General features: G+C 41.0%; 4 protein-coding genes. All 4 read right to left on the bottom strand.

Annotated elements, in window-relative coordinates; genetic code table 11:
- Positions 1–367: 367 nt before the first annotated feature.
- The 4 genes from Q5076_RS17740 to Q5076_RS17725 all read right to left on the bottom strand — a co-directional run bounded on the left by Q5076_RS17740 (position 368) and on the right by Q5076_RS17725 (position 5225).
- Complete coding sequence (locus tag Q5076_RS17740) at positions 368–1561, bottom strand: pyridoxal phosphate-dependent aminotransferase (protein WP_303015123.1); 1194 nt, start codon at positions 1559–1561, stop codon at positions 368–370.
- Positions 1562–1643: 82 nt separating this feature from the next.
- The gene (locus Q5076_RS17735) at positions 1644–2858 is read right to left on the bottom strand and encodes a bifunctional 3,4-dihydroxy-2-butanone-4-phosphate synthase/GTP cyclohydrolase II (protein WP_303015122.1); all 1215 of its coding nucleotides are present in this window, start codon (positions 2856–2858) and stop codon (positions 1644–1646) included.
- Between the two features lie 5 nt (positions 2859–2863).
- On the bottom strand, positions 2864–4762 hold the full coding sequence (locus Q5076_RS17730) for an LptF/LptG family permease (RefSeq protein ID WP_303015124.1): 1899 nt from the start codon (positions 4760–4762) through the stop codon (positions 2864–2866).
- 76 nt (positions 4763–4838) lie between these two features.
- Positions 4839–5225, bottom strand: coding sequence for an START-like domain-containing protein (locus tag Q5076_RS17725; RefSeq protein WP_303015120.1), 387 nt, complete (start codon positions 5223–5225; stop codon positions 4839–4841).
- Positions 5226–5501 lie beyond the last annotated feature (276 nt).

Below are 5501 nucleotides of genomic sequence, written 5' to 3'. Positions count from 1 at the left end.
TTGCGGGGGAATACCTAAAGATACAAAAAAGCCAACTAATTCATACTTAAAGTATGAATTAGTTGGCTAATTTTATACTATTTACTGAATGTCCCTTTTTATTATTTATAAAATCGGGATAAGAGGTCAATTATCAGCGATACGATTCATGAAGGTGAATGTAATCAAAATCAAACTGAACACTTAGAAAAGTGACGGATTGTAATTGGGACATTAAAAAGCCGCATCAAACTTTATTTTCGAGTAATGATGCAGCTCTTTTTATTGCTATGAAAAAGGTTGTCAAGTTACTGATAAAAACTCATCTCTTTTAAAAATGAGTTTTGACACCCTTTATATTCGGTTTATACAAAATCGCGATAAGCCCTTACTTCAATTTAGCCAATGCTTCCTTGATACGACGAATGGCCTCGGCAATATTCTCATCACTTGTGGCATAGCTCATACGAATACACTCAGGCGCACCGAATGAAGTTCCCCCCACACATGCGACATGAGCTTCTTCAAGCAAATACATAGCCAAATCATCCGAATTCTCAATCTTGCGTCCGCCATTGCTCTTTCCGAAGAAATAGCTGCATTTCGGGAACAGATAGAAAGCTCCCTGCGGCACATTCACTTCAAAGCCAGGCACTTCCTTAGTCAACTTCACAATCAAGTCACGACGGCGTTCAAAAGCTTTCTGCATTTCCTTCACCGGTTCCTGAGTTCCTGTATATGCGGCTTCTGCAGCTTTTTGTGAGACGGAACAAGGACCTGAGGTATATTGTCCCTGCAACTTATTACAAGCTTTCACAATCCATTCGGGACCGGCAATGAACCCGATTCGCCATCCAGTCATTGCGTAGGCTTTCGACACGCCGTTCACAATCACCGTACGTTCTTTCATTTCCGGAATCTGTGCGATGCTCTGATGGGCTCCAACATAATTGATATGTTCATAGATTTCATCAGCAATCACCACTACTTGCGGATATTTCACCAATACTGCCGCTAATCCGGCCAATTCTTCCTTACTATAGACTGACCCCGTAGGATTGGATGGTGAACATAGAATCAACGCTTTGGTTTTCGGGGTGATGGCGGCTTCCAATTGCGCCGGCGTAATCTTAAAATCTTGTTCAATACCGGCAGAAACAATCACAGGGGTACCTTCCGCCAACTTCACCATTTCCGGATAACTTACCCAGTATGGAGCCGGTACAATCACCTCGTCACCAGGATTGACCAATGCAAGGATGACATTACAAACAGACTGTTTCGCACCATTTGCACATGAAATCTGTGCGGCTGTATATTCCAGACCGTTCTCTTTTTTCAGTTTCTCAACAATCGCATTACGTAAAGCCGGATAACCTGGGACCGGAGAGTAGCGAGAAAAGTTATCGTCAATGGCTTTTTTCGCAGCTTCTTTGATGTGTTCAGGAGTATTAAAATCCGGTTCTCCTACACTTAAGTTAATAACATCAACGCCTTGTGCTTTGAGTTCATTGCTCTTTTGCGACATGGCAAGCGTCGCCGACGGCGACAAGCTGTTCAAACGATCTGATAATTGATTCATTTTGTATCTACTTTATAGTTGTTGAGTGAAATTCGTTGCAAAATAAGCGATTATATTTGATATATGAAAACAAAGCGACAATTTACTTATTAAAATGCAACGTATGGCCCATTCTTTCTTTTTTCGTCCTCAGATATCTTTCATTGTACGGATTGGGAATGGTTTCGACAGGCACATTCTCTACAATTTCCAATCCATAAGCTTCTAAGCCTACGCGCTTTACTGGATTATTTGTCAACAGTTTCATTTTATGTACTCCCAGCTCGCGAAGAATCTGTGCTCCTACTCCATAATCACGTTCATCGGCAAGATGTCCCAGACAGACATTGGCATCAACCGTATCCATTCCTCCCTCTTGCAGTTTATAAGCTTTCATTTTTTCCATCAAACCGATTCCGCGTCCTTCCTGGTTCAAATAAACCACGACTCCTTTCCCTGCAGCATCAATCATCTCCATTGCTTTATGCAGTTGTTCGCCGCAATCGCAACGCTTAGAGCCAAAAATGTCACCGGTCACACAAGAGGAATGTACCCGTACCAAAATCGGTTCGTCTTCATTCCATGTTCCTTTGAAGAGGGCGACATGTTCCAGTCCGTTTGATTTCTGCCGGAAAGGAATCAGACGAAACATTCCGTATTCGGTAGGCATGTTTACCTCTACTCCTTTCTCTACGATTGACTCTTGTTTCAAACGATAAACAATCAAATCATGGATAGATATCAGTTTTAATCCGTGTTCATCCGCCATTTTACGGAGTTCAGGCAGACGGGCCATCGTACCGTCATCATTCATGATTTCCATCAAAGCACCTGCCGGATAAAGCCCTGCAAGACGGGCCAAATCAATAGTTGCTTCTGTATGCCCGGCCCGCCGGAGCACTCCTTTTTCCTGTGCATACAACGGATTTATGTGTCCGGGACGTCCGAACGTCGCCGGAGTGGAAGCAGGATCGGCCAATGCCCGGATTGTGGCAGCACGATCGGCCGCCGATACCCCGGTCGTACAACCTTCCAACTTATCGATAGTAACCGTAAAAGGGGTTCCTAACACGGAGGTATTATCACTCACCTGATGGGGTAAATCCAACTCTTTGCAACGGGATACAGTGACAGGCGCACAAAGTACACCGCGTGCATGTTTCAACATGAAATTCACTTTCTCAGGAGTTATCTTTTCAGCAGCAATAATCAAATCACCTTCATTCTCACGATCTTCATCATCTACTACTATGACAAACTTGCCTTCTTTGAAATCGGCAACCGCATCTTCTATTCTATCCATTTTAATCTCTTCCATAACACTTATTTATTAATTTTCTGTATGATGAATTGAACTTGTTCATTGTTCTTTATGATTCGCTCCATATCTTTGTCCAGGCGAAGACGAAAAGCCCAGATACGGAAATAGAAAAACAGACCGACAGGGAAAATAATGCCTGCAACCAGATTCAACCAATATATATGAAACGGGCGTATATGTGCAGAAACGGGAATAAGAGGATAGTTGTTCAATGCTCCTATCAAAGTCGCCGACTTCGTATTGGACATTTCTTCCACCAACGCCTCTAATCTGTCATTGATAGCCACCACTTCATCATCTTTTTCTACAGACATCCACAACTTAAAATAATTAGGTGCCTTTGTCAAACGATTTTTTGCGATATATGCCCTACATTCCGCTGAAAGCTGCTCCAACTCTCCAGGAATACGCCTATAATCCGGATCATTGATAATAACCTCTTTCTTGAATAAATGACGTACGCTACGAATTCCCATGACCTTCTTAAACCAGTTGATATAGGCATCAGCATTAAGCACCACGGAATCTTTATTTGACTTATAGGTCAGAAAAATACCTAACGGAGCAAGGACGGCACTACTCGTCCACATCCCCATCCAGACAACCCATTTACCGTCACGAGCCATTTTATATCCGGTGTTATCTATAATATAGTATATAATAAACACTAATACCGACACAATCACAGGCATTCCCAGGCCTCCTTTACGAATAATACCTCCCAACGGTGCTCCAATAAAAAAGAACAGTAAACAAGAAAGCGAAATAGTGATTTTTTTATGCCATTCCGTCTTATGTTTTCGAATTGCATAATCATTATTCTCCATCGTGTAACTCTTGAAGCTCAAATCGCTGGCCATATTCTCCGCACGGCTGGCAGCGGAAGAAATCACTTTCTGCTTTTGTACCAAAGGCGCCGCCTGATAAAGGCTATCGATATTATATTCTTGAATATTCGCCTTTTCTATCTTAACGGTATCTTCTTTCGTCAACCCATAGGATGTACGGAAATTCCCCTCGGAGACTTCTTTATAATACTGCCTTCCGATACTATCTCCGACGACTTTCATCGAATCAATGGAACTTTGTAATTGTGCCATATCCTTAGCACTGGATTGGCGTCCCATAATTTCACCGTCAACCATATTAAAGTCCGAATTGAACTCAATAATCGTATGTTTCTCCCTGAATGACTCACGCCGGTAAGGTACATTTTGGGATTTCATACTTTGCGCCTTCAGATTCTCAAACAAATCTCCGCTATACAAATGCAACCAAAGATGTTGCTTGTCAGCAGTCATTTCCAAACGCCCGGAATCCGCATAGATAATATGCGCATTTTCGAAACCGTCTTTCAGATTATAAATAAGCACATCATACAACATACCGGTTTTCCGGTCTTTTTGGGCGATTTTCAGATTATAATCGGGAATTTCCGAATAGAAAACACCTTCCGGAATATCCAACTCCGGCGACTTCTGTTTCATTGAAAGAATTAAAGTACCTAATTTAGCTTGTGCAATAGGGCCTACTACATTTTGAAAATAAAAAGAAACACCCACAAGTCCGCAAACAAAGAAGATAAGCGGACGCATGATTTTGAGCAGGGAGATGCCAGCGGCCTTCATCGCCAACAATTCATAACGCTCACCGAAGTTGCCGAAAGTTATCAAAGAAGCCAGTAACACTGCCAACGGCAATGATACTGGCACTAATGTCAATGCGGAATAAAAGAAGAACTGGGCCATTACGCTCATCTCCAGTCCCTTCCCGACTAATTCGTCTACATATCTCCATAAAAACTGCATCATAAAAATGAACAGACAGATGAAGAATGTACCAACAAAGAGCAACATGAAGCTCTTTACGATAAATATATCTAATTTCTTTATGCGTAGCATCTTAATAGGTTCGTGCATTTAAGACGCAAAATTAGCACAAAAAAAGGAGCATCGGAAATTTTTAGTTGAAAGTTAACTAAAATCCACAAGTTCTTCTTAATTTACCGACTTGAGACTCCCATAATTCTTCCATATCACTTACTTCATCCGGCTCTGCGAAATCTGTAATTTCCAAAACATAATCACTTGTCAACTCATTATAAGTCATCTTTATCTCAAAATAATCACGTTCATTTTCATCATCCAACCAACGAAAACGAATAAAAGAGAAAGACCGTATCGCTATAATTTCAGCTTTTCTTTGTTCTGTCTTCCCCCAATGGAATTCTACAATTTTATCGTCGGATATCACTTTATCCGCAAACCAGTCTTCCAACCCGGTAGGGGTACTAATAGCCGCCCAAAGAATATTTTTAGATGTCGCATTCAATAAATACTCCAAATGAATTTTTTCCTTTTTCATAGCAATTTCGAATTGTTTTTACGTGCGCCAAGATAAATACTTTTTTCTAAATATGTAGTATAATTTTAGCACTTTATTTAATAAATCTTCTTTTTATAAACTTCAAACTCCCCGTTAATCGGGGAAATGAAATCTATTCTCAAAAGGAAAACACAAAAAAGTTGTAATTTGTTTTGGAGATTATAAAAAAACATCTATCTTTGCACCCGCAATCAAGAAATAATGGCGGGATAGCTCAGCTGGTTAGAGCGCATGATTCATAATCATGAGGTCCCC

The sequence above is a fragment of the uncultured Bacteroides sp. genome (assembly GCF_958445495.1).
Lineage (GTDB): Bacteria > Bacteroidota > Bacteroidia > Bacteroidales > Bacteroidaceae > Bacteroides.
The sequence above is the reverse complement of the archived record's forward strand: the minus strand, read 5'-3'. Positions and strand labels throughout refer to the sequence as shown.

What these genes read in the sequence shown, in the direction of transcription:
- Q5076_RS17735 (WP_303015122.1), bottom strand. Translation starts at nt 2,858, where the DNA reads ATGGAAGAGATTAAAATGGATAGAATAGAAGATGCGGTTGCCGATTTC.
- Q5076_RS17740 (WP_303015123.1), bottom strand. Translation starts at nt 1,561, where the DNA reads ATGAATCAATTATCAGATCGTTTGAACAGCTTGTCGCCGTCGGCGACG.
- Q5076_RS17725 (WP_303015120.1), bottom strand. Translation starts at nt 5,225, where the DNA reads ATGAAAAAGGAAAAAATTCATTTGGAGTATTTATTGAATGCGACATCT.
- Q5076_RS17730 (WP_303015124.1), bottom strand. Translation starts at nt 4,762, where the DNA reads ATGCTACGCATAAAGAAATTAGATATATTTATCGTAAAGAGCTTCATG.